This is a genomic window from Caulobacter sp. GW821-FHT10E02, assembly GCF_059415225.1.
The window spans coordinates 1677402-1702912 of sequence record NZ_JBWKMV010000001.1; the positions used below are offsets into that span (position 1 = coordinate 1677402).

Annotated in this window: 17 protein-coding genes; 11 read left to right on the top strand and 6 right to left on the bottom strand. The window is 70.9% G+C overall.

From position 1 onward, the window contains the following. Positions 1 to 39: 39 nt before the first annotated feature. Both AC07NI_RS07440 and AC07NI_RS07445 read right to left on the bottom strand, forming a co-directional pair. A complete protein-coding gene (locus tag AC07NI_RS07440) occupies positions 40 to 1581 on the bottom strand; it encodes an MFS transporter (RefSeq protein ID WP_494617418.1) in 1542 nt (513 codons plus the stop codon). Positions 1582 to 1690: 109 nt separating this feature from the next. Next, on the bottom strand, positions 1691 to 2614 hold the full coding sequence (locus AC07NI_RS07445) for a LysR family transcriptional regulator (RefSeq protein ID WP_494617422.1): 924 nt from the start codon (positions 2612 to 2614) through the stop codon (positions 1691 to 1693). A gap of 184 nt (positions 2615 to 2798) precedes the next feature. On the opposite strand from AC07NI_RS07445, the gene AC07NI_RS07450 reads away from it, so the two are divergent. The 11 genes from AC07NI_RS07450 (at position 2799) to AC07NI_RS07500 (ending at position 19258) form a co-directional block, all read left to right on the top strand. After that, positions 2799 to 4337, top strand: coding sequence for an OpgD/OpgG family glucan biosynthesis protein (locus AC07NI_RS07450; RefSeq protein WP_494617426.1), 1539 nt, complete (start codon positions 2799 to 2801; stop codon positions 4335 to 4337). Positions 4338 to 4408: 71 nt separating this feature from the next. Next, a complete protein-coding gene (gene mdoH / locus AC07NI_RS07455; RefSeq protein ID WP_494617428.1) occupies positions 4409 to 6409 on the top strand; it encodes a glucans biosynthesis glucosyltransferase MdoH in 2001 nt (666 codons plus the stop codon). A gap of 83 nt (positions 6410 to 6492) precedes the next feature. Next, positions 6493 to 7128 (top strand): hypothetical protein, encoded by a 636-nt coding sequence (locus tag AC07NI_RS07460; protein WP_494617432.1) that lies wholly within the window; start codon positions 6493 to 6495, stop codon positions 7126 to 7128. Continuing rightward, complete coding sequence (locus AC07NI_RS07465) at positions 7125 to 8657, top strand: hypothetical protein (RefSeq protein WP_494617434.1); 1533 nt, start codon at positions 7125 to 7127, stop codon at positions 8655 to 8657. Before AC07NI_RS07460 ends, AC07NI_RS07465 begins: the two co-directional genes overlap by 4 nt. Beyond that, positions 8654 to 10228: a hypothetical protein gene (locus AC07NI_RS07470; protein ID WP_494617439.1), complete on the top strand. Its 1575-nt coding sequence runs from the start codon at positions 8654 to 8656 to the stop codon at positions 10226 to 10228. Before AC07NI_RS07465 ends, AC07NI_RS07470 begins: the two co-directional genes overlap by 4 nt. Further along, on the top strand, positions 10225 to 10776 hold the full coding sequence (locus tag AC07NI_RS07475) for a hypothetical protein (RefSeq protein WP_494617443.1): 552 nt from the start codon (positions 10225 to 10227) through the stop codon (positions 10774 to 10776). The genes AC07NI_RS07470 and AC07NI_RS07475 overlap by 4 nt, the downstream gene beginning before the upstream one ends. Beyond that, positions 10773 to 13478 carry a hypothetical protein gene (locus AC07NI_RS07480; RefSeq protein WP_494617445.1) on the top strand — a complete coding sequence of 902 codons (2706 nt, stop codon included), beginning with the start codon at positions 10773 to 10775 and terminating at the stop codon, positions 13476 to 13478. The genes AC07NI_RS07475 and AC07NI_RS07480 overlap by 4 nt, the downstream gene beginning before the upstream one ends. Continuing rightward, complete coding sequence (locus AC07NI_RS07485; RefSeq protein ID WP_494617449.1) at positions 13475 to 16042, top strand: hypothetical protein; 2568 nt, start codon at positions 13475 to 13477, stop codon at positions 16040 to 16042. The genes AC07NI_RS07480 and AC07NI_RS07485 overlap by 4 nt, the downstream gene beginning before the upstream one ends. Beyond that, on the top strand, positions 16039 to 16434 hold the full coding sequence (locus tag AC07NI_RS07490; RefSeq protein WP_494617454.1) for a hypothetical protein: 396 nt from the start codon (positions 16039 to 16041) through the stop codon (positions 16432 to 16434). The genes AC07NI_RS07485 and AC07NI_RS07490 overlap by 4 nt, the downstream gene beginning before the upstream one ends. After that, positions 16431 to 18527, top strand: coding sequence for a protein kinase family protein (locus AC07NI_RS07495; protein WP_494617459.1), 2097 nt, complete (start codon positions 16431 to 16433; stop codon positions 18525 to 18527). The genes AC07NI_RS07490 and AC07NI_RS07495 overlap by 4 nt, the downstream gene beginning before the upstream one ends. Then, positions 18524 to 19258, top strand: coding sequence for a hypothetical protein (locus AC07NI_RS07500; protein WP_494617464.1), 735 nt, complete (start codon positions 18524 to 18526; stop codon positions 19256 to 19258). The genes AC07NI_RS07495 and AC07NI_RS07500 overlap by 4 nt, the downstream gene beginning before the upstream one ends. Here the strand turns inward: AC07NI_RS07500 and AC07NI_RS07505 are convergent. From AC07NI_RS07505 to AC07NI_RS07520, 4 genes are all read right to left on the bottom strand, one after another. Beyond that, a complete protein-coding gene (locus tag AC07NI_RS07505; protein ID WP_494617468.1) occupies positions 19255 to 20829 on the bottom strand; it encodes an alkaline phosphatase D family protein in 1575 nt (524 codons plus the stop codon). The genes AC07NI_RS07500 and AC07NI_RS07505 overlap by 4 nt on opposite strands. An 8-nt stretch (positions 20830 to 20837) precedes the next feature. Beyond that, complete coding sequence (locus AC07NI_RS07510; protein ID WP_494617473.1) at positions 20838 to 23525, bottom strand: TonB-dependent receptor; 2688 nt, start codon at positions 23523 to 23525, stop codon at positions 20838 to 20840. A 265-nt stretch (positions 23526 to 23790) separates the two neighbouring features. Then, entirely contained in the window at positions 23791 to 24735 is a 945-nt protein-coding gene (locus AC07NI_RS07515; protein ID WP_494617479.1) for a FecR family protein, read from the bottom strand. After that, the gene (locus AC07NI_RS07520) at positions 24728 to 25306 is read right to left on the bottom strand and encodes an RNA polymerase sigma factor (RefSeq protein WP_494617482.1); all 579 of its coding nucleotides are present in this window, start codon (positions 25304 to 25306) and stop codon (positions 24728 to 24730) included. Before AC07NI_RS07520 ends, AC07NI_RS07515 begins: the two co-directional genes overlap by 8 nt. Between the last annotated feature and the right edge of the window lie 205 nt (positions 25307 to 25511).

Sequence of the window (25511 nt, forward strand, 5' to 3'; positions counted from 1 at the left end):
GTGGAGTTTGAGCGGCGGCGCTCATGGCGAAAGTCCTTCCTAAGCGCGGGCGGGAATGGCGGGCAGGCGCGGCAGCGCCCAGACGAGGATGGCGGCCAGCAGCAGGCACGCGGCGATGACGGCGAAGGTGTCGGAGAACCCTTGGGCAAAGGCCTGGCCGGCGGTGGCGCGAGCCAAGCCGGCTATCCCGGCTCCCTGCGCGGCGCCTGGATCGGAGGTCCAGTGAGCGAACGCCCCCGCCTGCGCGCCGAGGCGCTGGGCGACGGCCGGATCGAGGACATCCAGGCCTTCGACCAGGCGCGCGGAATGGAACTTCTCGCGCTCGACCAGTGTGTGGCTGGCCGCCGCCACGCCGGCGGCAAGGCCGATGACGCGAGCGTAGTTGAACAGGATGCCGACCGTCGGCCCCTCCGTCGGCGGATGCACCCCGAAGGTAGCGAACCGCAGCATCGCCACGCCGACGAAGGCCTGACCGGCGCCGATCACGACCAGCGGCCAGAACAGCTCCGGCGCGGCCCAATCGGGCGACAGGAAGGCGCCGTATCCGGCGGCGGTAGCGAAGCTGGCCAGACCCAGCGACAGGCTCCAGCGCGGGTCGAACCGGCAGGCCGCCCACCAGGCCAACGGTCCGACGGCGACGGTGACCAGCGCCAGGGGCAGCAGCACCGGGGCCAGTTGCTCAATGCGATAGCCCTGCAGCCGGACGAGATACTGCGGCGTGACCACGATGCCAAACATCAGGCCGAAGCGGAAAACCAGCTGGAAGACTAGGGCCCAACTGAGCGTGGGCCTGGCGAAGAGCTCCAGCCGCAGCAGCGGCGTGGCAGCAAGCGGGATCAGCCGAATGGCGAAGACCAGGGCCAGCGTTCCGCACGCCAAGGCGGCGGTCACCCACCAGCTCTGGAACCAGAAATGCCGCTCGCCCTCGCTGACGCCGATCAGCAGCAAGCCCAGCGCCAACGACAGCAGGCCATAGCCGCCCCAGTCGGCCAGACGCAGTCGCCTCGGATCGCCGCGCTCGCCTGGCAGGACCAGGAAGGCCAAGGCCGCATAGAGCAGGCCGATCAGGGCCTGTCCCCAGAACAGGCCGCGCCAGCCGCCCAGGTCGAGGAGCCAGACCGCGACAGGCGCCGCGAAGCCCAGACCCGCCGACGCGGCGATGGAGAAGACCGCCAGGCCGGCGACCCGCGCGCGGCCCGGCAGCGGGCTGGTCATGACCAGCAGCATCATGAAGGTCGGCAAGGCTCCGCCGAACACGCCTTGCACGAGACGCGCGCCGAGCGCCCAATTCAGGTCCGGGGCCAGGGCGATCGCCAGGCTGCTGAAGGTGAAGCCCACGCCGAGCGTCCGCATCGCCACGCCGCGCCCGAAGGCGCCGGCCGTGATCATCAGCAGCGGCTGACCCAGCAGCTGGCCGACATTGTAGACCGTGACCATCCAGGCGGTGTCGTCGGCGCTGGCAGACAGGCCGCCGCCGATGTCGCCCAGCGAGAAGATCACGCTGATCGGAAAAAGCCCGCCCATCAGCGCGCCAAGGGCCGCGAGGGCCAGAGCGTCGATCGGGGCGCGGGGTGAGGACATGGGATTTCGAGACCTGAAGCGGACGCCTCAGGTATTCGGTCCAGCCCTCGCCGATTAGCCGGCGTCGACGTACTTCACTGTTACAGGAACAGCGCCAATCACGCGGGCGTCAGATGGACGGCCCGAGGATCTGGCTTTCGTCGCCCAGGCGTTGGCGCAGGAAATCGATCAGCACGCGCACCCGCGCCGGCCGCGCCTTGGCCGGCGGGGTCAGGGCGTGGATCGGGATGGGGGCCACCGTCCAGCCGGGCAAGACGGTCTCCAGGGCGCCGCTGGCCAGTTCCCGCCGCACGAACAGCTCGGGCTCGGCGGCCATGGCCAGGCCGGCGGTGAGAATTGGAATGGCCGCCGCGGCGTTGTTGAAACGATAGGCCGCCTCGACGCGCACCAACCGCTCGCCTTCCGTCTCGTGGCTCAGACGCCAATCCAGGGGCAACGGCAACTGGGTGAACGCGATCGCGGGCAGCCCCACCAGGTCCTCCGGATGCTCGGGACGACCATGACGATCGAAGAACCCCGGCGCGCTCATGATCGACCGCTTCAGCGACACCAGACGCGTGACCTTCAAGGTCGAATCCACGACCTCGCCAGGGCGGATGGCGATGTCGAAGCCCGCCGTGATCAGGTCGATCGGACTGTCGATGACCTGGAAGTCGAGGTCGATCTCGGGATAGAGCGCGAAGAAGTCGGGCAGCAGCGGGGCCAGCGCCCGCACGCCGAAGGCGGCCGAGCAGGCCAGCCGGATCTGCCCCCGAGGGATCGCCGCCTCGTCCAGCAGCTCGGCCTCGATCGCCGCTCCGTCCTCCAGGATGCGCGCGGCGCGCACCAGGGCGGCGCGGCCGCTGTCGGTCAGGGACAACTTGCGGGTCGTGCGCGTCAGCAGCGTATCGCGCAGGCGAGCTTCCAGACGCGTCACCGCGCGCGAGACGCTGGCCTTGGTCAGGCCCAGCTCACGGGCGGCGTCCGAGAACGAGCCGCACTCGGCGACCTTGGCGAAGATCGCCCAGGCCTCGAAATCGGGTAGCTGCTGCATCGCCCATTCCCCCGCGCCGCCACAAACTCCTTACGCCGATAGAGTGCTTGCGCGCGCCGGGCAACGCTCTGGCGACAGGGCGTTTCCGGCTGGAAGCCAACTTTATCGCCTCAAGGGTTGAACCATTTCGGCCTCAAGTCTCCTTTATCCGCGCGCCGAGTCGGTATCCGCCCGAGGTTTTGTATTGTCCCTGCTTGATCGCCGCGCCGCCCTGACGCTCCTGGCTGGAGGCGCGGTCGCCTCCACCTTGCCGTCCGATCCGGCCGACGCTCGTCCCGCGAGCTTCTCCTTCGACACCGTCCAGGCCCGCGCCCGCGCCCTGGCCAGCCGCGCCTATGTCGCGCCGCCGCCTCCGCCGCCGCAGGTCCAGGCCATGGACTATGACGCCGCCCAGGCGGTCGGGTTCTACCGGACCAAGGTGCCGCTGTGGGGCGGCGACTGGGGCATCGAGCTGTTCCCGCTCAGCCGGGGCGTCTCCAAGACCGTGACGATCCACCTGGTCGAGAACGGCCGCGCCCGGCCGCTGGCCTACGACCCGACCATGTTCTCCTCGAAGGCCGACAGCCCGGTCCGCGCCCTGCCCGCCAAGGCCGGCTTCTCCGGCTTCCGGGCCATCAGTCGCGACGATCGCGGCGAGTGGCTGGTCTTCCACGGCGCGTCCTATTTCCGCTCGCCGGCCCCGTTCGGCCAATACGGCCTGTCGGCCCGCGCCATCGCCGCCGACACCTACGCCGTCCAGCCCGAGGAGTTCCCCGACTGGCGCGAGGTCTGGCTGGAGCGCGACGACGCGGGCCGTCTGGTCATCCACGCCCTGATGGAGAGCCCCGGCATCGTCGGGGCCTACAAGTTCATCAACGAGCGCGACGGCCTAGCGCTGACCCAGACCGTCCAGGCCAGCGTCTACTTCCGGCGGGCCTTCGACCAGATGGGCTTCGCGCCGCTGACCAGCATGTTCTGGTATGGCGAGGACCGCGCCAATCCGGCGGTCGACTGGCGGCCCGAGATCCACGATTCCGACGGCCTGGCGATCTGGACCGGCGCGGGCGAGCGCCTCTGGCGGCCGCTCTCCAGCCCCAAGCGCGTGGTCACCAGCGTGTTCAGCGACGAGAACCCCAAGGGCTTTGGCCTGATCCAGCGCGACCGCGACTTCGAACACTATCACGACGACCAGGCCGCCTCCGAGCGCCGGCCCAGCGTCTGGGTCGAGCCGATCGGCGACTGGGGCAAGGGCTCGGTCCGCCTGGTCGAGATCCCCACAGACAGCGAGACCAACGACAACATCGTCGCCTTCTGGACGCCGGACGCGCCGGTCAAGGCGGGAAGCCATGTCGAACTGGCCTACCGCCTACGGTGGACGGGCGAGGCGCCGGACACCGACCTGGCCAAGGTCGTGGCCACCCGCTCGGGCCGGCCGGGCGAGCCGGGCCGCGAGGGCGTGGCCCAGGGCCGCAAGATCGCCGTCGAGTTCCGGGGCGCCAACCTGCTGGCCCTGCGCACGGCCATCGACATCGAGGCCGACGTCACCGCCCGCAACGGCCAGATCCGCCTGCTGTCGCACTATCCGGGCGCGCGCCACGAGGACGAGACCGACGCCCTGTGGCGGGTGACCTTCGACGTGGTCTGCGATGGCGCGGAACCCGCCGATGTCCGCGTAGTATTACGGCAACATGGGCGCCCGATAAGCGAAACCTGGACGGCGCTGATTTTTCCGCCCGCGCCGTGAAACCAACCTGGCCGTCGCGAACTTGGCCTTCCTGGACCAACCGCGACCCGCCGCCCCGAACCAAGAGTACAGTGGCTTTGTTGTCTTCCGAGCGGCGCAGAAGCGCCCGTCCCCTCCCAGCGCTGAAGCTGCCCACGGCGCCGGCCAAGCCCGCGCCCGCCTCGTTCGCCGAGTTCATCCCGGCCGAGAAGCCCGTGGCCATGCCCGCCCAAAGCCTGCGCAAGGGCAAGCTGACTCCCGTGGCCAGTGCGGACATCTCCGGGCGTCGCTGGGTGCTGCTGGTCGGATCGGGAATGCTCACCGCCATGACAGCCGTGGTCACGGCGATGCTGTTCGCGCCCGGCGGCCTGACCCTGGTCGACGGCATCGCCTTCAGCCTGTTCGTGCTGCTGTTCGCCTGGGTGGCCTTCGCCTTCATGAGCGCCGTCGGCGGCTTCTGGACTTGCTGGCGCAACGCCGAGGGTCGCGAGCAGCCGCAGCCGGTGATCATGACCCGCACGGCGCTACTAGCCCCGACCTACAACGAGGATCCCGGCCGCATCCTGGCCGCCATCCAGGCGATGTACGAGGAGCTGGATCAGCGCGAGGTGGCCGAGCTCTACGACTTCTTCGTGCTCAGCGACACGCGGGTCGAGAGCGTGGCGCGCGAGGAGGCCGTCGGCGTGCTGCGGCTACGCGCCCGGCTGGGCTCCAAGGCGCGGATCTTCTATCGCCGCCGGGTCAAGAATACCGACCGCAAGGCCGGTAACATCGCCGAATGGGTCGAGCGCTTTGGCGGGACTTACGAGCAGTTCCTGATCCTGGACGCCGACAGCCTGATGACCGGCGACACCATCATCCGCCTGACCCACCGGATGGAGCGCGACCCGAAGCTCGGCCTCCTGCAAACCTCGCCCTCGATCATCAACGGCGAAACGCCGTTCGCCCGCCTGCAGCAGTTCGCCTCGCGCGCCTACGGGTCGATGCTGGCGGCCGGCCAGGACTGGTGGTCGGGTGCGGAAGGCAACTATTGGGGCCACAACGCCATCATCCGCACGCGCGCCTTCGCCGAACAGGCGGGCCTGCCGCACCTGCCCGGTCCCCGTCCGTTCGGCGGTCACATCATGAGCCACGACTTCGTCGAGGCGGCCCTGATGCGCCGGGGCGGCTGGAAGATCGGCCTGGCGACCGACCTCATCGGCTCCTACGAGGAGACCCCGCCCACCATCCTCGACATGGCCATCCGCGACCGCCGCTGGTGCCAGGGCAACCTGCAGCACCTGGGCGTAATCGGCGCCAAGGGCCTGCACTGGATCAGCCGCCTGCACCTGCTGCGGGGCGTGCTGTCCTACGCCACCTCGCCGCTGTGGCTGTTCTTGCTGATCGCCGGGGCCGGCGTGTGGATGGAGCAAGGCGGCGCTTCGGCGCTGATCCGCGCCGACGCCGCGGCCTGGCTGTGGGGCCTGACCATGGCCCTGCTGATCGCGCCGAAGCTGATGGCGGCGGCGCTGATCCTGCGCAGCCGGGCCCAGCGCCAGGCGTTCGGCGGCGGCTATCGCTTCATCGTCAGCATGCTGATGGAGATCGTGCTGTCGGCCCTGGTCGCCCCCGTGCTGATGCTGATGCAGAGCGTGTCGGTGCTGCAGGTGCTGATCGGTCGCGACGCCGGCTGGGCGACGCAACAGCGCGACCCCGGCCGCCTGACCAAGCGCGAAGCCTGGCGCGTCCACCGCGCTCATATGGGCATCGGCGGCGTCGCCGCGGCCCTGGTGTTCGCCCTGGACCCGGTGATGTTCTGGTGGTCCAGTCCGGTCTATCTGGGGCTGATCCTGTCGGCCCCGCTGGCGCTTTTCCTGTCGCAGCCGCACATCGGCGACTTCCTGGGCCTGTTCCAGACGCCCGAGGAGCGCCGCCCGCCGCGCGTGGCTCAGCGCGCCGCCGAGCTGCGCGCCGCCTACGATCGCGAGGCCCCGGTCCGCCGGGCGATCGAGAAGCTGCTGCGCCAGCCGGCCATGGTCTACGGCTCCGACGCCATCCAGACGCGGGCCCGGGCCAATGTCGTCACGCGGCGACGGGACCACTCGTCGACCTAGTCCTAAAGCCAAGCTCGTTCAGGCGCGCTTCATGTTGGAAAGGGAATGCTGGGGTCCACGCCTGACGGCGACGAGGACCTGCGATGGCGGACGGCCATTTCCAAGACGTCGAGACCCTGCGGCGCGAGCTCGCCATCCTGGTCCTGGAGTGGGCCGGGAAATCCGTGAAGGACGACCCGGACGGGCCGATGTCGACCGCCCTGACCCGTGCGGTCAGCGAGGCCGCGCGTAGCGCCGTCGCCGAGCAACACCAAAGCCTGAGCGCCGAGGCCGCCGACCGGATCGCCGAAGCCCTGGATCGCCGCGCCAAGGCCGAGGGCCTGCTGGTCTGGCGTCTGCGCCCATGGGTGCTGGGCGTGATCGCGCTGGTGGCCGCGGCGCTGCTGGCCGCCGCTTTCGTGTTGGGCCTGCAGGCGGGGCGGACCGAGCCTGCCCTGCCGCCGGAAACCACGACGACGACCGCGCCCGTGGTCCCCCTGGCGCCGACGGTCGATACGCCGCCCCCCTCCCCGTCGACGCAGCGCGAACCGGCGCCGCAGCCGACCGCTCGCGCCCAGAAGCCGCCCGCGCGCGTCGCCGTGCCAGCCGTCAAGCCTGCGCCGCGTGAGCTGGGCCGCCCCGCGCCAGCCGGCGACGAGGCCGCCGCCCGCTCGACCCAGCCCGTGGGCTCCGCCGCCACGGCGCCGCCGGCTAGCCCGACGACGGTCCCCAAGCCATGACCGCCTCGGTCGCCACCGCCGTCATCGGTCCCAAGGCCCAGGGCCGTAATTACGGCCTGCGCCGCTATGCCGGCCCGCGCCTAACGTCCGAGCAGCAGGCGCGCCTGGCCGACTTCGCCCTGTCCCTGGCCGGCTGGGCGATGCTGCGCCGCCGCCGATTCGTGGCCATGCTGCCGCTGGCCGCCGACGGCTCGAGCTTCGCCGTCGTCCGGGCCAGTCATCTCGGCGAAGGCGAGCTCGGCCCGGTGGCCGTCGCTCACCTGCTGATCGCCGACTCCGCCCTACTGGACGCGATTGACTGGGCCTCCCCGCGCCTGCTCAGGCTGCTGCCCGAGCCGGAGGACGCAGCCTTCGGCCTCGAACCGCTCATGGTCTCACCGGAGAGCCTGGCGGCGCCCGCCCCCCGCGCTATGCCTCGCGTCGGCTGGAGCGACGTCGCGATCGACGTCGGCGACGAGGACCCCGAGGCCGTGCTCGCCGCCCTGGTCGAGAGCATCGAGCCGCCCAGCCAACGCGCCCGCCTGACCGGCTGGGCCAGCACCAGCCTGATCGCGCCGGCCGGCGATCTCGACCCCGCGCGCATCTTCCGACTGGTGACCCACGCCTCGGCCGAGAGCCCGGCCGCGTTCGCGGTCACGCACGAACTCTCGTCGCTGAAGACCACGGCCGAGCCGCCCCTGGCCTGGAAGGCCTGGCTGAAACTGGCCGCCATCGCCGAGCGGGAGCCGGCCGCCGCCGCCCTGCGCTCGGCCCAGTGGTCGCAGGACAAGGCCCGCCTGCCCGCCGACGACGTGATGTTCGAGGAGATCGCCAGCGCCTGCGCCGCCTTGACGCCCGACGCCATGGTCGCGCTGCTGCGCGCTGTGATGCGTCATGCCGGCGGGGCCGACGCCGCAAGCTCGGCCTTGCGCGAAGGTGTGTCCGAAACCTTCGACGCCCTGGTGGCCGTCGCCGACGCCCAAGGAACGGCCTTCTATGTGCGCGGGCTCACTAACGGGGCCGACGCCGCAACCTTGAGCGCTCTGCGCGGCCTGGACGCGGTGATGGCCAAGCCTGACGTCGCGGTCTGGCTGGGCGATGTCGCCCGCCAGCTCGACCTCGCCCCGGTCATGCGCCTGTGGGTCGCGAAGCTGGCGGCGGATCCGGACTTCGCGGACGACCTGGCCATCGCCGGCCCGACCTTCCTCGACGCCGTCCAGGACACCGCCCTGACGCGTCTCGACGACGAGGAGACCCGCTGGCTGGCCGGGGCGCTGCTGCGCCAGCACTGCCTGCGTCTGCCTCGCGACGGCGCACGGCTTCGCGCCGTGCTTTCGGCTCTGCTGGCCAGGCCGCCGTCCAGCGCCGACGCCGCTCTCGCCGACCCGGCGGTGCTGGCGGCCGCCCGGACCTTCGCGCCTGAGCTGTCGGCCACCCTCGCCACGCGGGCCATCCCCGCCGGTCTGCGCCACGCCCCGCGCCCGGCGGACTTCACCCGCGCCGCCTGGGCCCTGGTCGCGGCGGCCAGCGAAGGGAGGACGGCGCGATGATCTACTGCGAGATCTGCACCAACACCTTCGCGAGCGAGGACTACGCCGACTGCCCGCACTGCGCCCTGGCCGAGGGCCGCGTGGCGACACTGGCGGCCCAAACGCCTCAGGCCCACGCGCTCGACACCCCCGCCGCCGGGGTGACCATGGGCGAGGTGATCGACACCCTGCGCCGCATGACGCCGCCCGAGGCGCCGCTGCCTGAAACGCCCACCACAACCCCGCAAGCGCCCGAGGGCCTCAGCGAGAGCCTGCGGGCCCTCGTCGAACAGAAGGTCGACCAGGCTGCCGCCGCCTCGGCCGAGCCGCCGACTTTCGCGCCTGACATAGACCCCGCCGACACCGCGCCAATCGTCGGCCAAACCACCCGCGAACTCGACGTCGAGACCCTGCGCCGCATCCGCGAGTCCGGCGTCTTCACCGTGGTGCTGCTGGGCTTCCCGACCGCCGGAAAGACCTGGTTCCTCAATCGCCTGAAGTACGAGCTGCAGGAGGGCGACGCCTATGCCTGCTACCCACGTCGCGCCCCGCCGGGCGACGTCGAGAACACCACGCTGTTCACCGCCCACCGCTTCCGCAAGGGCGCCAACGACTTCTACGTCATCGACATCCCGGGCGAGCGCTTCCTGCGCGCCGTGGAGGGCTCGTTCCTCGGCGAGGCCAACACCCTGATGCGGCACCTGATCTATACGGGCCACGCGTTCCTGACCCTGTTGCCGGCCGACGAGACCCTGCTGTCGGAGCTGGCCCACGACGTCCTGTGGCGCCGCGCCGCCGCCGGCCAAGCGCCGTCCGTCGATCTCTCCACCCTGCCGCCGGCCCAAGCGTTGATCGACAAGGTCGACGCCCTGAAGCGCCAGATTTCCCAGGCCCGTAAGGCGACCGACGCGGGCGACGGTAAGGCCCAGGCCAAGCTCAAGGCCCTGGTCCGTGAGCGCAAGCGGCTGCTGGAAGGCGGCGTCGAGCAGGCCTTGCAGCGCCTGGCTTCCAAGCACGAGGAGCTGGGCGACTATATCAGCGGCGTCGGCCTGATGGCCCAGCTGATGGTGGTGATGGAGGAGCGCGGCGGACCCGATCTCGACCCGTCGATCGACGCCTACGCCGTGTTCGACCGCAGCCGCGAGGCCGAGCGCAAGAAGCCGACCAAGCCGATGTTCATCGTCCTCTCCAAGAGCGACGACCTGACCCACAGGTCCGACGCCGTGCAGCTGCCGATCCGTCGTCTGCTGCAGGGCCATCCGCAGGCGGCCCACCTGCTGCGGACGTTGCGGCGTGAACCGCGCAAGGCCGACGCCTTCGCCATGCTCAACACCCTGCGCCCAGGGGTCGCCCGCCAGATCGACGAGTGGTTCGCCCTGGCCAGCTTCCAGTTCGCCACCGCCTTCGAGGGCGTGGCGCGCGGCTCGACGACCATCAACTACCGGCTCAGCCACGTCGGGGTCACCGAGCTGATCCGCGCCCTGCTGCGCCTGAAGGAGCACACCGAGAAGCGCCGCGCCTGGGACGGCGTGGCCAGCCTGTTCCGCCGACGCCCACCGACTGATGCGCCGGTGGCGGAGTCCGCGCCATGAGCCGCCACAACGGCATAGGCTCGCTGGTCGCCAGCGGGGTCGTGGTGGTGCTGGCCGTGATCGGGCTGGTCTGGGCATTCGGCCTCGCGCCGAACTTCGGGACGGCGACGGTCGGCGCGGCGCCCACGCGGGGCGGCGGGCCCTGGATCGAACAGCTGGGCCTGTCGCAATTAGAACCCTGGTCCTCGCCGACGCCCGCCTTTGCTGAGCGCTTGGCGGCGTTGGGCGACACGCAAGGCGCGGTTCTGAAGCGCGACCTCTGCGCGGGCGTTGGCATGGACCGCGATCCGGCCTTCCGCGAAGCGCGGCAGGCGTTGGCGCGCAACGACGCCAGTCTGTGCGTCGCGCCCGCCGAGCACATTGCGGCGATGTCGCCGGTGATCGTCGCCCTCGGACCGCAGTTTGGCTGGCCCGCCCTGATCGCCGCGGCGGTCGCCGCGCTGGGCCTAGCGCTCTGGCGCCTGCTTGCCCTGAAGCGCGCCCATGACCATTGGCGGCTGCTGGGCCGGTCCACCTTCGGGGCGGCGCGGAGGGCCGGCAGCGGATGAGTGGCGTCCTGCTGGGTCTGACCTGCCTGGCGCTGGGGTTAGCGTTCTGGCGTGTGGCGGCGGACGGCGCCTCGACACGGCGCAAGCCTTCGGCGCAGCGCGTCGCGGCCCTTGTCGTCGGCGTCGTTGCGCCGGCCATTCTGGTCGCAGGCTGCTTGCTGACGGCGGCCGCTCAGGGGCGTACCGGCGATCTTCGTCTGTCGCTGCTGCGACTGACGGCCGAGGTGCGCCAGTTCCCCTTGAGCCTCGGCGGCGACGCCAGCCGCGATGATCTGGTCATCTCGCGCCTGCCCGCTGGCTTCGCCACGGTGCAGCCCGACTTGTCGACCGGCGGCGACGCCCCGCCGCTGGCGCTCGTAGTCGCCGGCTCCGACACCGCGCCATCGCCAGCGGTGATCGCCCTGCGTCAGGGCCGGAAACTGACCTGGCCCGCCGCCTTGCCCTTCGCTGAGGGCGACGCCGTTTGTGTGCAGGCGCCCTGCGAGCATCCGGGCGCGGCCTGGGCCGTCCTGCGCGGACGGACCTTCGTCCCCGCGACATGGCGTGACGGCGCGATCGAGACTGTGGAAGCCGACGCTGGCCCCACCATGCCCGAACGCAAAACCCTGCTGGCGTTCGGCGGCGTCAACGACTGGACTCCGCTCCAGGCGATCCACCCTCTGCGCGACTTCTTTCCCCAGCCTAGGTCCGCGAAGGCCAGCGGCGTGCTAGCCGACTGTGATCGCTGGCTCTGCGTCGGCAAGGGTGCGGCGCGGGCGCCGGCCCGCAGCTTCTTGTTCCAGCAAGGCGGCTTCGGCGGCAGCGCCTGGTCGATCATCCTGGCCGATCCCGGCGCGCGGATCGCTCGAGGCGGCCAGGTGGTCCCCTACGCTCCCCCCACCGCCATCCCCCTGGGCGCGGGAATCCAGGTCGAGATTTTCGAGCCGCGCTTCGTCGACGGCGCCCTCGACGGCCAGGACGCGCGTCGGGGCCGCCTGCAACTGCGCCGCAGCCTGTCCCTGGCAGAGCGCGACGGCCAAGCCGAGATCGCCTTCGCCACCCCGCCGACCGAGGTCGTCGGCCGCTGCGACCGGGCCGCGCCGCCGCGCCGCCTGGGCCTGGAGGCCGCCGTGGTCGGAGGCCTGACCGCCGACGCCCTGCGCGCGTCACCGAACCTGCCGCAGGGACCGGACTGCGACGGCTTCACCCGCGCCCGGCTGGACATCCCCGCGAGCGGTCCGGCGCTGCGCACCGCGCACCTGTCGCTCGACCGGCTGGCGACGCCATGGCCGGCGGTGCTGATCGTCCTGGCCTGGACCGCCAGTGTGCTTCTGGCTTGCCGCGAGCTTTTCCATCGTCGCCCAGCCCTTTGGGTGATCCTGTGCCTGCTACAGCTGCTGCTCGCCCTGCGCCTGCTGATCGGCCTGGCCGCCGCCGAGGCCGACCCGGCGCTGGACTGGCGCGAAATCCTTGGCGACGCCGCCCTAGCCTATGTCGCCGTCCCGGCCGCGCTGCTGGCCTGGGCGCGGGCCGGCGAGCCACGCAAGTCCGGCGACCTGGCGCTCGACCTCGCCCCGCCGGTGGCGGCGATCGCCGTGCTCGCGTGGACCCGCCACCTTAGTGTCCTGAGCCTGCTACTGCTCGCCGCCTGGGGCCTCGCCATCGTCTGGCGCACCCGCTGGGCGGATCAGTTCAAGCGAAGCTTCACCTCCGGATCGCCCTGGGCATCGGGTGTCCTGCTGCTGGTCATCGTCTTGGTCGTCCGTCTAGCCGTCGGGGCTATCGGCTGGAAGGAGCGCATCGATTTCGGCGTGACCGTCCTGGCGATCAGCGTGGTCTACACGCCCCTGATCCTGATCGGGTTCGGTCGCCTGCTGACCGCGTCCGAGGCTCATCCCACAGGCTGGGGCCGGCCGATCGTCTTCTGGGCTCTACTGGCGATGGCGACCTTCGTTATCCCGTTCACAGTGCGCGACAGCGGCTACGCCCTGATGTTTCTGCCCATCGCCGGGGTCGCCGCCATCCTCGCGTGGCGTCGAGGCGTTGCGCGCATCCCCTGGGCGGGGCCGGCCATCGCCGCCGCGGCCCTGTTGATCGCCCTGCCCGTCCTGGGCGCGGTCGGGGCCACGGGCGCAGACCGCATCAGCCAAAACGCCCAGATGCAACGCGGCCTCAGCGACGAGCAGGCCCTGGCGACGCTCGATCGCCAGGCCAAGGCCAGCCAGAATCTGCTGCGGCTCTACCTGATCGCCGCGCCCGAGGCGCTGGGGGCGGACGTCTCCACCGAAGCCGAAGGGCTGAAGATCTGGTCGGCGCAGCTCTCCGACTACACCGGCTCACTGCTGGGGCGCGGCTATCTCTCGCCGGCCAATCTCACCGCGCTGAAGCCCGTCCAGGCCACCGACAACCTGACCGCCGTCCACCTGATGTCGCCGTTCGGACGCCTGGCCACGGGCCTCTTGCTGGCCTTGCTGGCCGCCGCGCCGATCGCGGTCTGGAGCCTGAACCGCGCCGCCTTGGACGCGCGCCGCGCCACCGGCCTGCTGGCCCTGTGGTGCGTGTTCGGCGCGGCGACCTACATGACCCTGGCCAATCTGCAGCTGGTGCCGTTCACCGGCCGCAACGCCTATCTGCTGGCCCCGACCTCCGGCGGCGACCTCCTAGAAGGCGCGATCCTGATCGGCCTGGCCGTCTGGGGCTTGGCCCAGGAGGTCAAGCGATGAGCCGCCGCCAGAAGCCGAAATGGGGCCGCATCCTGGCCGTGGCCGCGCCGCTGGTCGCCGTCGTGGCCCTGGTCGCCGGAGCCCCGGCGGTGCTGGCCGCGCTCGGCCGCTCGACGGGCGGCGGTCCCGCCAGCGGCTATGACCGCCTGGTCGACGCCATCGCCCAGCGCCAGTGGCTGTCTGTGCGCTACGACGCCGAGGGCGAGCCGCGCATCGCCCTGCGTGACGGCCCGGTCGGCCGCGATCCGCGCCTGCGGGCCTTCGTCAACGCCTCCTATCTGCGCAGCGACTTGCAGGACCCGGCGGTCTGGCGGCTCAGCGACGACGGCCAGTGGGTCGAGGGCATCGACCCGTTCGCCCACCATATCGACCGGCCGTTCTCGGGCGGCGGCGCCTGGGCCGGGCCGATCCAGTTCCGAGGCGGCGCGGCGCCGGGCCTGCGCCTGCAACCGCTGGGGACGCCGCCGCCCGCGCCAATCCGCCTGGAGCCGCAAGGCGCCCCGGCCGCCGCGTGCGACATTCTGATGCCGACGCGCCGGGCCGCCGCGGCCGAGCCGCGTCGCGCGCTGTCCATCTGCCTGAAGGACGGCGACCAGCCGCCCCATTCGGTCGGGTCCGTGATGCTGGTCGGCGACCAAGCCGTGGTGCGGGTGCAGATCCCGTCCATCCTGGAGATCCGCGTCGGCGCCCGCGACGTGCGCCCGCGCGCCGACGGCGACGTGACCCTGACGCCCCTGCCACCGGGCGAGACCCTGACCCTGCGCACTGGCCAGTCGGTGCTGCGCCTGCGCCTCGACGGCGGCGCGGCCGACATCGCCCACGCCACGCCCTCGGGCGCCCGCGCCTATTTCCCGGCCCTGAAGCCGCTAGCCCAGCCGGTCGAGCGAGCCATGACCGGTCGGCCGCCGACGCCCTTGCGCTTGTCGCTGGACGCCCGCCTGCAACAGGCGGCGCAGGACGCCCTGGCCGCCGGCGCCGCGACCGTGCGCGCCACCGAACCCGAGGCCGGCGACGCCTTCAAGGCCGCCGTGACGGTGATGGACACCACCACCGGCCAGATCCTGGCCGTCGGTTCCTGGCCGCTGAGCGAGACCGAGCTCGCCCCCGCCCAGCGCCGCACGCGCCGAGGCCAGAACCTGATCGACCAGAACCACAATTTCGAGCGCCTGCCGGTCGGCTCGATGGTCAAGGGTCCGTTCTCGCTGGCCATCCTCGACGCCGATCCGGGCCTGGCCAGTCTGAAGATCCAGGGCGGCGGCACTGGCCGTATCCGCACCGTGCTGGGCATGGACCTGGGCAAGGGCGGGTTCGACAACCACGGCCTGGGCATGACCGATTTCCCGACCTTCCTGGAGCATTCCAACAACCGCTACGCCCTGGCGCTGATGATGCTGGCCTATCGCGACCCGGCCGCGCCCCCGGCCTCGCCCCGCGCCCAGCCGGGACCGGTCGAGGCTTGGTCGCTGAAGGGCAAAAGCCGCACCGACGTCCCGCCCCTGCCCGTATTCGGCGAGGCGACCGCGCCAGGGCCGTTCGGCTGGGTTCTGCAACCTCCGCCCGGACGCGGCCCGGCCTGGCCTGATCGCCTGGCGCGACTGTTCGATCTGGACGCCGGCCAGGGCGGCGGCTGTCGCTATGACGTCGCCATCTGGCGCGGTCTGACCGGCGCCTCGCCGCCCTGCGCCTCGCCCCTGGCGGGGGCCTCGCCGGAGCGCGAGCGGCTGGGCTTCGACGCCGTCGCCTCGTTTCGCAACGACTATCTGATGGCCGTGCTGGGCGGCAGCCGCTCGACCTGGAGCGCCATCAAGATGGCCGAGGTCTATTCGCGGATCGTCACCGGCCGCCAGGTGCGGGCCCGTCTGACACCGGCCGCCGCCGGTCCGCCCGAGGCCGAACTGCCGATGCGCAGCCCGCAAATCCGCGCCACGGTGCTCGACGGCCTCTCACGCGTGGTCAAGACCGGCACCGCCGCCTGGCTCGGTCGCGAGTTCACGACCATGGGCTACGGCCCGGACGTGGCGCTCTATGGCAAGACCGGCACCATGAAGGTGGCCGGCGAGGTCCCCAGCGCTCCCGGCGCGGCCCTGCTGCGGCAGCTGGCGCGCGGCGACTGCGGCCTGCGCTGGGACGCCTCGGCGGGCGTGCTGAAGTTCGGCTACGTCGCGCCGAAATCGAAGGTTGAGGCGACGCGCCAGATTCTGGACCTCAAGGAAACCCGCTGCCGGGTCCGCGTCGCCGGCCGACGAGACCTAGCCGAGCAGGCGGCGGCGGAGATGCAGCGCTATGCCTGCGGCTATCGCAATTGCCGGCCGGGCGATTTCGAGCCCGAGCCGGACGGCCGGGTCGTCGACCTGCCGCTGCGCGCGGCCGAGCCGCCGCTGCTGGACGGCCACGCCATCGCCGTCGTCGCCGTGCGCCAGGCCGGCGGCCAGCCGGTGCGGGGGCTGACCATCGTGGTCAACCTGCAGGACAAGCGGCAGGCCGAGACCCCAGCCCTGGCGGTCGCCGCCGCCATCCTGCGTTCGCAAGCCGCCCACGCCTGGATCGCCGGAGACGGATCATGAAGCGCTCCGTCTCGTCCTTGGCGATCGCCCTGCCCATCGCCCTGTGGCTAACCGCCGCCGGGCTCGGCACCTGGATGGCCCGCCCCTCGCCAGCGCCGACGGCCGAGGCGAAGGCCCCGCGCTGGCTGGCCGTCAAGGTCGCGGCCGGCAGCCCCGCCGCCCGCGACTGGCCGCACTTCTTCGCCTGTTCGGGCCTGGCGGCCGACCCGGCCCTGATGCGCGCCACGCTCGGACTCAACGGAAGCGGGGCCGAAAGCGTTTGGCGTCGAGATGGTTCGGACACGACGATCCGTGTCGCCCTCGCCCCGATCGATGCGCCGGCTCCGCCGGAGGCCGATCGGATCATCGAGGCCGCGTCGCGGACCGTCACCGACTGTGGAGACACGCCATGACCTTCCTCCAGGCCGAGGCGCCGCTTCGTCTGAAGGTCGACGGTTTCCGCAAGCCCCTGCGCCTGCGGTCGCTGGGTCGCGTCGGGTCGCTGGAGACGTTCGCCGTCGAGGGCGAGACGGTGCGGGCGGTGCGCTGCGTCCCGATCCCGGAGGCGGCCGGTCCGTACGCCGAGGCGCTGGACGCCTTCGAGGCGCTGGGCCGGAAGCTGCAAACCGAAGCGCCCCGCGCGGCCCTGCCGGTCGAGGCCGTGGTCCGGGCGGCCAGCGGCGTCTTCTGGCTGCAGCCGCCGTCTGGCCTGACGCTGGAGGCCTGGCTGGCCGAGCATCCCGGTCCAGTGGCCGAACCGATCGTCACCGCCTTCGCGCGTCGGCTGGCCCAGGCGCTGGGCGAGCTGCACTCGGCCGGGATCGTCCACGGCGACCTGTCGCCCCGCGCGGTGCTGATCGATGGCGAGACGGTGCGGCTGACCGGCTTCATGGTCGATCGCCGCCCGTTCTTCCGGGTTCTGCGCAGCCAGGACGGCCTGATCGAGCCGGGCTATGCGCCGCCCGAGGCTCATGACGGCGCGCTTCGCCATCCGATCGGACCGGCCGCCGACCTCTATGCCGCCAGCGCCTTGCTCCAGCGCCTGCTGACCGGCCGCGCGCCGCCGGCCGCCAATCTCGCCGCCCGGGTAGCCGGCGACAACGCGTGGCCGAGCGACGTCGTCGTCCCCGCCGCCCTGCGCAGCGGGATCGAGGCTGGCCTTGCACCGGCGGCCGAGGCGCGGCCCGCCGACGCCTCGGCCTGGCTTTCCGGACTAGGCCTCGGACCCGAGACCGGCGCTTGGTTCGACGGCTTGGCGCAGGCGTCGCCAGAGCCGGAAGCCAACGCGTTCGACTTGCCGCCTCTGCCGATGGCCGTCGAGACGCCCGAAGAACCCGCCGACGCGCCGCTCACCCTAGCCCGCGAGACACCGGTGCGCCGCCGGCTCGGCTGGTGGGCAGCCGGCGTGGCCCTTGCGGCCGTGGCTATCGCAGCAGCCGCCCTGGTTGGACCCAACCTAATCCAAGGTCCGAAGAAACCCGCCCTCGCCAGCGCGCCCAAGGCCGTCGCTCCGGCCGCGCCTGCGGGTTGCCAGTGGCTCGCCGTCGCGGGCAGCTGGCGGCTGCGCTGCACGGATGCGCCCGCTCAAGGCTTGCGCCTGCCCGAACGGTTCGACACCGGGACGACGGCGCGGGCGGCGGCCGGCGAGCCTGCCGCCATGGAACGGCTCGGGGCCTTCTACCGCCTGCGGGCCGGCGAGACCGCCAATCCCGATCGCGGGACCTATGCCTACCAAGCGCTGGACTGGCTGCAACGCGCCGCCAGCGCCCCGGACGACAACCGCCCCGACACGGCGCGGGCGCGGGACGACGCGGCCCTGGCGCTGGGTCAGATGCTGGCCCACGGCGAAGGCGGTCGCGCGCCCGATCCGGCCGCCGCCGAGGCGCGCCTGCGCCAGGCCGCCGGCGGCAGCCGCGCCGACGCGGTGCTGGCTCTCGGCCAGTTCCTGGAAGCTCAGGCTGGCGACGATGCCGATCGCCTGAGTGAAGCACGCGGCCTCTATGCGCGGGTGGCCCAGCTAGGCGATGGCTCGGCCTTGCAGCGCGAGGGCGAGAAGGGTCTGGCCCGTATCGACGCGGCCACGCGACCGGCGCCGATTGAAGTCGAACTGCCTCCAGCGCCGCCCCCCGAAAAGCCCGCCGAGAAGAAGGCGATCAAAAAGCCCGCGCCTGAACCCAAGCCGGTGGCCAAACCCAAACCAGCGCCCGCCAAGCCATCCCCGCCGGTCGTCCGGGCGCCGCCAAGGCCCGCGCCGACGCCGCCTCCCCGCCAGGTCGCGGCGCCGCCCGCACCACGCCCCGTCCTGCGGACCTGGACCGCCTCGACCTTCATCAAGGTCGATCCGACCACGAACTTCTCGCCGTCACTGGAACTGGCCGGCCGGGCCGCCTGCGACAGCGAAGGCGGCGAGGCGCTTTCGGTCCGCGCCGGCGACACGATCTGCCCCAACGGCGTCAACTACTGCCAGGTGCGCGCCGTCGCCACCTGCCAAGGAGCCCGACCATGACACGATCCCTGGCGGCGGTGACCGCCGCCCTGCTGCTGGCGGGGGCGACCACGGAGGCCCAGGCCCAGAGCGCCTTCCGAGGCGACTGCGAGCAGGCCCGGACATTCGCCACGTCCCTGGCGTTCAAGGCCTCGTACCGAGGCGTGCAGCGCATGACGCCCCAGGCCGCCGATCCATGCGCGCGGGACGTGGTCGCGGTCTACGATCTCAAGCGCCGCAACGAGGCCAACGCCAATTACGACCTGATCGGCCGCTACTACTATCTGTGGCCGGACAATGCGTCCTGTCGCGAAGAGGTGCACGACCGCCTGAGCGGCGTCGCGCGTATCACCCAGGAGGTCAAGCAGAGCGGCCTGCTCTGCGAGGTGCAGCTGCGTCTGGAGTTCGACGTGGCCAATGACGAGAAGTATGGCCCCAACCGCTTCTCCAAGCAGATCACGCTGGTCGGCGCCGATACCTCGCGCTTCGCCGCCACCGTGGCGGGCGAGACCGGCGGGACGGTCTTCTACGAAGCCCCGGCCCGCGCCGCCGACCGTGCGGCGGGACCCGCCGACCAGAACAGCGAGATCGTCACCGACCGCGCCGACGATCCGCCGCCGCCGCCGGCCGCGACCAAGCCCTATGCGCCGATCAACCGACGCCAGTTCTTCGATCGCTACGTCGGCCGCTTTTACTATTACGACCCCGCCCGCGACGGCTATTTCTGGGAGAACGGCGAGCCTCGCGACTAGACTGAGGACAGGCCCGCCCGACCAGGCTCAACGGCGAAGCGCGCGATCGTCGACAGCGAGCCGCCGGGGGTGGTGACCCGGTCGACCACCTTGACGTCGGTCCGCCAGACGTCGCGGCCGATGTCGAACAGCTGATAACCGCGCCGCGCGTCGAAGAGCTTGCAGTGCGGATTGTCAGCCGGCACGCCCTTCCATTCGTCCGAGATCGCCACGCCGTCGCCACCGGAGCTGATCGAGGTCGAGACGAACTCGGTCGCCACGGCGGGGCTGTCCCACGCGCCTTCGCGCGCCGGCAGAACGCCGGCGTGATGCTGGTGCACGTCGCCGGTGGAGATGACGACATTGGTCAGCTTGCGGGCCTGGATGGCGGCGACCAGGCGCTCGCGGCTGGCCGCGTAGCCGCTCCAGCTGTCGAGATTGGTGCGGCCGGCGCCGCGCGTGCCGGGATAGAGGAACGGCATCACCATCACCTGCTGAGCCAGCAGGTTCCAGCGCTGGCCGCCGCTCAGGCCCTGCTCCAACCACGCCGCCTGGGCCTCACCCAGGATGGTCGGGCGCGGGGTCCCGTCCACCGGCAGGCAGCGGTCCAGCGGCTTGGCTCCGCAGATCTGGCCGCTGCGGAACTGGCGCGTGTCCAGCACCTGGACGCGCAGCAGGTCGCCCCAGTCGATCCGGCGATGCATCCGCAGCGCGCCGGCGACCGGGAACGACGAGCGCCGCACCGGCATGTTCTCGTACCAGGCCTGCATGGCCGCGGCCCGGCGCAAGCGGAAGACCTCGCGCGGCGTGGCGTCCTGGTCGTCGTCGCCGGCCCAATTGTTATCGACCTCGTGGTCGTCATACGAGGACAGGAAGGCGGCGGCCGCGTGGGCGGCCTGCAGGTCCGGGTCGGTCTTGTACTGGGCGTAGCGGCGGCGGTAGTCGTCCAGCGAATAGATCTCGCCGCCGGCATGCTCGCGGAAGCAGACCCGCCCCTTATCGGCGGCCTCCTTGCTGACCGGACAGCCCTTCCCGCCCGCGCCCTCGTAGATGTAGTCGCCATAGTGGAAGATGGCGTCGAGGTCGGGCTCCTGGCTCAGGTGCTTGTAGGCCGTGAACAGCCCCGCCTCGTAGTGTTGGCAGCCCGCCACGCCGAGCCGCAGGCGGTCGGCGCGGGCCCCGGCGGCGGGCGTGGTGCGCACCGTGCCGACCCGGCTGGTCTCGCCAGCGGCGGAGAAGCGGTACCAGTAGCGGGCGCCGGGTCTCAGGCCCTCGACCTCGACATGGACCGAGTGACCCAGCTCCGGCCGCGCCGGCGCCTTGCCGGTGGCGACGATGCGGGTGAAGCCCTCATCGTCGGCCACTTCCCAGCCCACCGGCACGATGCGCGAGGGCATGCCGCCGCCCAGCTCCAGCGGCTTGGTCGCCAGCCGCGTCCAGATCACGAAGCCGTCGGGCGCGGGATCGCCCGAGGCCACGCCCAGCGTGAACGGATAGGCGCCCAGGCTCTGCGACCAGACAGGACCGGAGGTCGCGCCGGCCAGCAGCGCGAGGCCGCCGGCCTGGATCAGGCGTCTGCGGGGGATGCTCATGGCCGGGCTCACGGACGGTAGATCACGTTGAGGAAGAAGGACTGGCCCTTCTTCATCTCGGCCCGGCGCTCTTTCAGGTTGGCGTCGTAGCCCAGGTAGAGGTCTTCATTGAGGATGTTCTTGGCCTGCAGCTTGACGATCCAGTCGCCGGCGATGCGATAGCGCACGGTGGCGTCCATCTGCCCGCGCGCCTCGGGACCGCGGTTCAGCCACGGATTGGCGCCGATGCCGTCGTAATAGGCGTCGCCCCAATTGTAGCCGACCCGCGCCTCGCCATCGTGCGGCAGCTTGTAGAAGATCGCCGCGTTGGCCATCCAGTTGCGCTGGTACAGCAGGCGGTCGATGTGCAGCACCTTGCCGTCGACGATGTAGTCCATGTCGCCCCAGGTTCTGGTGGCGTTCAGGGCGACGCCGACCTTGTCCTTCAGCGGCCCGGGCAGGCCCGGCAGGGCGTTGTTGATGTACTGGACCTCGATGCCGCGCAGCGTGGACTTGTTGGCGTTCATCGGCGTGCTGATCGTGTAGCGGAAGCCGTCGATCAGCTCTTCTTCCTTCAGCGCGTAGATGTCGTCCTTCACCGACTTGGCGAAGGCGCCGATGCTGGCCAGGCCCTTGGAGCCGTTGAAATAGGCCTCCAGCGTCAGGTCGAAATTGTCGGCCCGACGCGGCTTCAGGTCGGGATTGCCGCGCGAGATCGTGAAGCTGACGTCGTTGCGCGTCTCGGCCTGGGCGATGTCCTCGGGCGCGGGACGGCCCAGGGTGCGGCTGTAACTGGCCTTCAGGCGAAGGTTGTCGCTGAAGTCGTGGACCGCGTTCAGCGACGGCAGAAAGTGCGTGTAGTCGCCCTTGTAGCGGGTGGTACCCGGCTTGAAGATGCCGCCCACCGACACCGGCACATCGGCCGAATAGTCGGCCGCGTCCAGGCGCAGGCCGCCGATGAAGCGGGTGTGCGACAGGGCGTACAGCGCCGAGACATAGCCGTACGAGATCGTCTCGTCATAGCGGTAGTCCGAGGCCAGCGAGGCGCTGGCCGACGAGGCGGCGTTGGTCGCCAGGGTCGGCAGGATGTCCTGGCGGAACTTTGCGTAGTTGACCCACACCACCGGATAGTTCCACAGCCACGGCCGGTAGCCGGTCGGCGAGTAGTCGTAGCCGGCCAGGGTCGACTTGCCCGGCGTGTAGACGGTCTGATCCAGGTTGCGGCTGACCTCGAACCGGCGCGACCCGACGCCGGCCTTGTAGCCGAAGCCCAGGGTGTCGGAGTCGAAGTTGCGCGAGAAGTCGAGCTTGAACTCGGTGGCCGTGCCCTTGGCCTTGGTCAGGGTGTCGCCGGCGGTGAGCAGCGAATACTTGGCCGGATCGGTCAGGCCCTCCGTGCCGTCCAGGGTGAACTTCACCGACGGCTCGGACATGTCGTAGTTGATCGACAGGTTGGTCGGCTTGGACTGATAGGCGTTGGCCCACTCCAGGTCATAGAAGGTGCTGGTGTTGTAGCCGGCCCGCAGCTCGATATTGGTCCGCTCGTCGATGTCGTAGCGAGTCTTGAACAGCGCGCCCTTGGCCTCGTTCTCGAAGCGGTCGTAGTTGAAGGCCGTGCGCACGTCCGGGACCTTCAGCGTGCCGGTGTGCTGGGTCTGGTTGGACAGGTTGGCGAAGGCCCGCAGGGTGAAGACGTTGTTCGTCTGATCCTCGGTCTGCTTGTAGTCGTACAGCATCAGCGAGCTGTACCAGCGGTCCGACGGCTTGAACTCGAACGTCGCCGAGCCGCCGTAGGTCTTGATGAAGCTGGTGAACTCATAGTCGACCATCGCCTGGGGCGCGGGGTCGAAGCCATTCCAGTTGGGCTGGTCCGGCGTCGTGGCCGCCCCGCTCGCCGTGTAGTAGGTGCGGGCGTTGGGGTTGCGTTTGACGTCGTCGTACGAGCGCTGCTGATAGGTGCCGCTGAGCACCAAGCCGAACTTGTCATCCGGGCCCAGGCGGTGGCTCCACAGCGCCTTGATCCCGCCGCTCCACGGCGAGTCCTTGTAGCCACCCAGGCTATTGCCGCCGGGCACGTCGTTGTTGGTGACGTAGTTGACGAAGGTGTCGATGTAGAACTTGTCCTTGCCCCGGCCATAGGCGCTGTAGGGCACGATGTTGATCACGCCACCGATCGCGCCGGCGTCCTGGTCGGCGGTGAAGGTCTTGAAGATCTCGGTCGTGCGGGCCGCCTGGCTGGGGATCAGGGCCAGGTCCACCCGGCGCTGACCCGCGCCCTGGTTGGCGACCGAGATCATGCCGATGCCGTCGACCGAGACGTAGTTCAGGTCTGGCGTGATGCCGCGCACGGCGACGTACTGGCTCTCCTGCTCGCCATACAGCACCTGCATGGTGCTGACGGCGGGAACGCGGCTGAGCGCCTCGGCCAGCGACTGGTCGGCCAGGTCGCCGGTGTCGTCCTGGGTCAGGGCGTCGACGACGGTCAGAGAATTACGGCGGGTGGCGATGGCTTCCTGGTTCTGGAGCGCCGTGCCGGTGACGACGAGGGCGTCGACGGCGTTGGCGTCTTCGCCTTGGCCGGCGGGAAATCGCGCGCCGCCGGCGTCCAGGGTGAACACCGCGCCGTCCTGCGAGGCGATGCGCAGGCCCGTGCCGGCCAACAGCTTCTCAAGCGCCGCGCGCGGCTCGAAGGCGCCCGAGACGGCTTGCGTCTGCACGCCCCGGGTCAGCGGCGCAGGGGCCAGAATTTGCAAGCCGGCCTGACGTGCGAACTGCGGCAGGCTGCTGGAAGCAGGCTGAGCGGGAATGTCGAAACGCCGAGTTTCGGCGTGCGCGCTCAGTGGAATAGTGATCGCGGTAGACGCAACCAAGGATAGAATGAAATTCTTGCCGCGATGACCAAGCACTGTCGCACCCCTTTTTGTCGACTTGTGCAGGGAAGATGCTTGGGGAGCGCGATTTCCTTCTCCGAAGGCCTAGCTTTTATTGTGAATTTTCGATGACGATGCGCTGGCCATCCTCCCGCATCTCGCCGCCGGTCATGCGCGAGGCGGCCAGCGCAAACTTCTCCGGCTGGTCGATCAGGAAGTAACCGACGATGGTCCGCTGCCCGATCTCCGGATCGGCCAGCTCGATCTTGCGCTCATTGTAGCGGTTGAACTCGGCCACGGCCGACGCGACCGTATCGCCGTCGAAGACGATCTCGCCGCGCCGCCAAGCCAGGACGTCGTCAGTGCGCGCGGTCTTGGCGCGGACCACCTGGGCGACGCTATCGGCGACAAAGGCCGACTGGCCGGCCGAGATGGCCACGGGCGCCCCGCCCTGCCCGTCCCGCCAGGCGACCACCCGTCCCTCGGTGACCACGACCTCCGCTCCGCCCGCCAGGCGACGGACCGAGAAGGCCGTGCCGGTGGCGCGCACGTGCACCGGGCCGGCGTCGACGATGAACGGATGCACGTGGTCCTTGGCGACCTGGAACCAGGCCTCGCCCTGCCGCACGGTGATGCGGCGCTCGGGCCCACCCAACCGGACGCGCAGGCGGCTGTCGGTGTTGATCATCGCCACCGAGCCGTCCTGCAGAGCCACGCGCCGCTGCTCGCCGACCTGGGTCTTGAAGTCGCTGGCCGGCGCGCCCCACAGGACCGCCGCGGCCGCCAGGCCCGCCGCCGTCGACAGTCCCACGCCCCAGGCCCAGCGCGAGCGGACCCGCGCGGCCTTGCCGACATCGCGCCGGGGCGGCGGCAGCATCTTGCTGACCACCTGTCCGTGATCCATCAGCCGCAGGCCCGCCTGGGCGCGCAGCAAGGCCCCACGATGCCGGCGGTCCTCGGCCACCCAGGCGTCGAGCTCGGCGCGCCGGCCGGCGTCCAGTTCGCCCGCGTCGAGGGCTACGGCCCAGGCGGCCGCCTTGGCGTCGATCTCAGACATGGGCGCTCTCCCGCGCCCGACGCGACGAGGCCTCGATCGTCGAAGCCTCGCCGGCGTCCTCGGCCAGGGCCTTCAAGATCGTGCGCAGTCCCCGGATGGTGTTGTTCTCCACGACGGACTCGGTGACGCCCAGCCGTCGCGCCGTCTCCTTCTGCGAGAAGCCGTGGATGCGCCGCAGCTCGATCACCTGCCGGCAGATCGGCGGCAGGGTCGCGATCAGGCCCAGCACCCGCTCCAGCTCGCGCCGCGCGCCGGTTACCTGTTCGGGAGACGGCTCGTCGTCCGTCAGGCGCAGGGCGTCAACGTCGGTCATGGTCTCGATCCGCACCACACGCTCACGGCGCAGGCGCTGCAGCATGATCGACCTCGCCGTCGCCAGGAAATAGGCCTTGCCGCTGCGGATGTGGCTGACCGTGTCCAGTTCGGCGATCTGGCAATAGGCTTCCTGGACGATGTCGTCGACCTCGCTGGAGCGGCGCGTGACGCGCGTCAGCCAGGCGCGGACGAAGCCTTCATGCGGAAGAATATGAAGAGCGACCCAGTCGACGGTCGCGTCAGGACTGAGTTGCACGACGCCCCCGTCTGGCGGTAAGCGGCCTGGAAAACCACGATTACGCGACGGATTTATTACGGCCGGCGACTCAAGACGTCGGCTCGAAACGGACGCGAGCTCATCTCCAGGATGATGGACACTCGACGACCGGACGCCCCAACTCGCTTCCAATGAATGTAGGTAAGTACCTACCTCGTGACGTAATCGCCACAGATAATTCCCG